This is a genomic window from Bacillota bacterium (assembly GCA_013314855.1).
In the GTDB taxonomy this organism is placed as follows: Bacteria; Bacillota; Clostridia; order Acetivibrionales; family DUMC01; genus Ch48.
Genome location: JABUEW010000231.1, coordinates 1 through 3,185, shown reverse-complemented (window position 1 = coordinate 3,185; position 3,185 = coordinate 1). Strand labels below are relative to the sequence as shown.

The following is a 3,185-nucleotide window of genomic DNA, read 5'->3' as shown; positions in this document are numbered from 1 at the left end:
TCAACTTGAATGTCCTTTCTTTGTTCCATTCATAACCCTCCTCGTCAAGTATCCACTTCTTGACATCCTTGGCGCTTTTCTTTGTACTTTTAGAAAGGATGTACCCGTTCCCCTCATCCAGTATATGGCCGATATTAGGGCCACTGTTCAACCCCCCGTCCGCGACGATGATCACCCTCCCGAACTTCATCTTGTCGATACTTTTCTTAAGGGCAGGGCGCAGTGTCGTCTGGTCCGTGTGGTTCCCAGGGAATAACCGGTATGCTATCGGTATGCCGTTGTCGTCAATGAAAAGCCCCATCTGTACGATCGGTTCCCCTCTTTTCTCCTTGGACGGACCCTTTTTCCTGGTTCCCTCCTGGATAACCTTCCCGTTGGCATCCAGCATATCTGCGTCATTATCGCTGATCTCAAAGTAGAAATTTGTCACGTCATAGAAACAGACTTCCGTGTTCCTGCCAATGGCTCCTGATATCTTCGTGTTCATTCGTTTCTGGATAGCTTCCGACTCTTCGTCCAGGCAGTCAAGCGCCCGATAGATTTCGTACAGGTTGTCAGATGAGGTGACAGGAAACCGGTAATTGTCCCTCCCTTCAAATGTCTCAAACTTTGAGTCCGGCCAGAGTACCCTCCCGAACACCAGCAGCTTCGCGAGTCCGTTCAGGTCATATTCTATCTTTGTTTGTGACTTATGCTTGTTTAAGACATCATATATTCCTAATGCATCATAAAGTCCGTCAAGCAGAAAGTATCCGATGTTTTTGGGATCACAGATGCAGTCATCCGGGTTGTCGATGTCGTATTCGACCACAATACGTTTACGTGTGGGTTTATTCTCAACCAGATCCTTAAGGCTCTCGATGATTGGTCTTCCGTCTTTAAAAGATTGTCTCAAACGTTTAAGATAATCTGGTTTGCCATCATCGAAACGCGACAACGGTCCGATATTTCGGACGACATGGCGTCGGCATTTCGAGGTGTTGCCTTCTTCGGCGCGTATTTCGGTCAAAATGGACACCTATTCCGGGTTCAAAGTGATCATTGATTCCGGTTTGAAATTGGACACACGTTTCGGACCAAACTGAACAGTTCGGAGTGAAACGACGTTTTCAATTTCAGTTTAACATTTAGTGCTTAATAATTTCAATATATTTTTTACCGCACATTGAAAATTTAATATTCCGAAGGTTCTTTTCCCGGTTATTCAAAGCAAAAACTTTTAAGTGCGGTTTACAATGATAACCTGGCAAGGTAGGCGGGTCTATCATATCCCTTCAGCCTTATGTAAAAGCCGAGTTAAACATATACACGACTGTGCAGCACTAAATGCCTGTTTTGTTAGATTCGAGCCCTTGCCGGGGGCATTTGACCCACAGAGGCCACTTCGAAATTTGCGGTACAATAAGATGGCATCGGGAACTCATGAAAGTATCTTCAGCCTGTTTTGTTGAGTTCTCGCCCAAAGACATGAAACCGCAAATTTCCATAGGTTGTCAAGAGATCGTGGAATAAAATGCTCGCTCTCCGGAGGCATACTTCTTTATGCCGCGAAAGCTATTGACAACCTATGTCGCCACTTCCTTGTATACATATTCTTATCACTCCTTTCTCTGTGTTTTGACTGATATTGCTTCCTGAAAGTCTGCAAAGGTATGGTGGATCGAAAAAGGAAAACTCTGCATTCTTGGGAGCTTTCTTAAGCTACTGGAAGTTGTCAGTCCTGTGTTTCATCGTCTTTTGGGATGATAGACAATACCTTACGCATTGTACATCCATCTATATTAAGGCGATAGGCATTATGGATGATCCGGTCAAGGATTGCATCCGTAATTGTTGGGTCCAATAGTACCTTGTTCCAGTATTCTATGGGGAGCTGCCCGGCTATAAGAGTGGACCCCTTTTGGTTCCTTTCCTCGAACAATTCGAAGAGCAGGCTGCAGTCATTAGTGGAAAAAGCTTTCAAGCCCCAATCGTCAAGGATCAAGAGGGGAACCTTTTTTAACATGTTGAACTTTTTGAAATAGGTCCCATCACCCCTGGCTGCTTGTAACTCTTCTAAAAGCTTTGATACCCTGTAATAGCGGACAGCGTATCCAAGCCTGCAGATAAGGTTGCCCATGGCACAAGCAAGAAATGTCTTGCCGACCCCTGTTGGGCCGGATATAAGTAGATTTTGGTGTTGTACTACCCATTCCCCTGTAGACAGCCGGGTAATCAATTTACGGTCAAGTTTGCGCTTGGCTGTGTAATCGATATCTTCTACACATGCGTGTATAGGCATTCTGGATTCTTTGAGTAAACGCTGCAAATAACGGTTTTTACGGGCCAGCCACTCAGAATCTACAATTAGCCCGAACCTCTCCTCAAAGGAGAGGTCGAGCATTAAGGGGTCTTCTTGTTGTTTTTGGTAAGCAATTATCATGTTCCTTAGCTTCATTTCTGCAAGGCGGTCTATTGTTTGCTGATTGAGCATTGTCAGTTCACCTCCTTGCTGAAATACTTCATGCCACGTATATTTTCATGTAGAATGGGAGGAACATCAGCTTCTTCTTCGATATCCAAATGATCAAGGCCTTTTTCCAGAATGGATACCATGCTATGATATGAAGTTGCACCATAAGCGAGTGCCCTTTTACTGGCGTTTTCAACCCTCTGAGGCGAATATACCTTAGCCAGCCGGATGATCCCCATGCAGGAACGATAGCCAAGTTCAGGATGCTCTTTAGAAGCCATAATCCTTGTAACCAGCGAAGAAGTGTATGGTCCTATACTGGATGCCCATTTGGTGATACGTTCCGGTGTCCATTCGGTAACCTTCTGATGATTCGGAGGCATATGCTCAGGTTCGGTTTTCCAAATATGCTTGTTGGCCTGCTGTCGTGGAAAGGAGGAAACACGTTTACCTTTATGGATGATCTCTACCGTGCTATAAGTAGCCCTGATTTCAACCGGTTGTTTGACTAATTGATAAGGTGTGCTGTAATAATTGCCCTCGAACTCAACATGATAGTCGATGTTTACCTTTGCTTTTTTCCAAATAGCATATTGGTAAGGCTTGTTGGGAAGTGGTTTTAAAGCAGCTTTTTCAACTTCATGGAATAAGCTTTTCCTACAACCCTCCCGTTTTTGGAATGGACGGTTATTGGCTTCCTCAAGCAAAGATTTAACTACCTGCTTTAAATCAT

At 44.4% G+C, this 3,185-nt stretch carries 3 protein-coding genes; all 3 read right to left on the bottom strand.

The genetic code is table 11. The features are described 5' to 3' along the window. A partial coding sequence (locus HPY74_20585; GenBank protein NSW93004.1) for a transposase occupies window positions 1–1,009 on the bottom strand: 1,009 nt, incomplete at its 3' end. A 705-nt stretch (window positions 1,010–1,714) separates the two neighbouring features. Continuing rightward, window positions 1,715–2,473 carry an ATP-binding protein gene (locus tag HPY74_20580; protein NSW93003.1) on the bottom strand — a complete coding sequence of 253 codons (759 nt, stop codon included), beginning with the start codon at window positions 2,471–2,473 and terminating at the stop codon, window positions 1,715–1,717. A 2-nt stretch (window positions 2,474–2,475) separates the two neighbouring features. Then, window positions 2,476–3,185 (bottom strand): transposase (locus tag HPY74_20575; GenBank protein NSW93002.1); only part of this gene is annotated, 710 nt, incomplete at its 5' end.

Excerpts from the sequence above, each read along its gene's own strand:
- HPY74_20580 (NSW93003.1), bottom strand. The coding sequence starts at position 2,473 with ATGCTCAATCAGCAAACAATAGACCGCCTTGCAGAAATGAAGCTAAGG.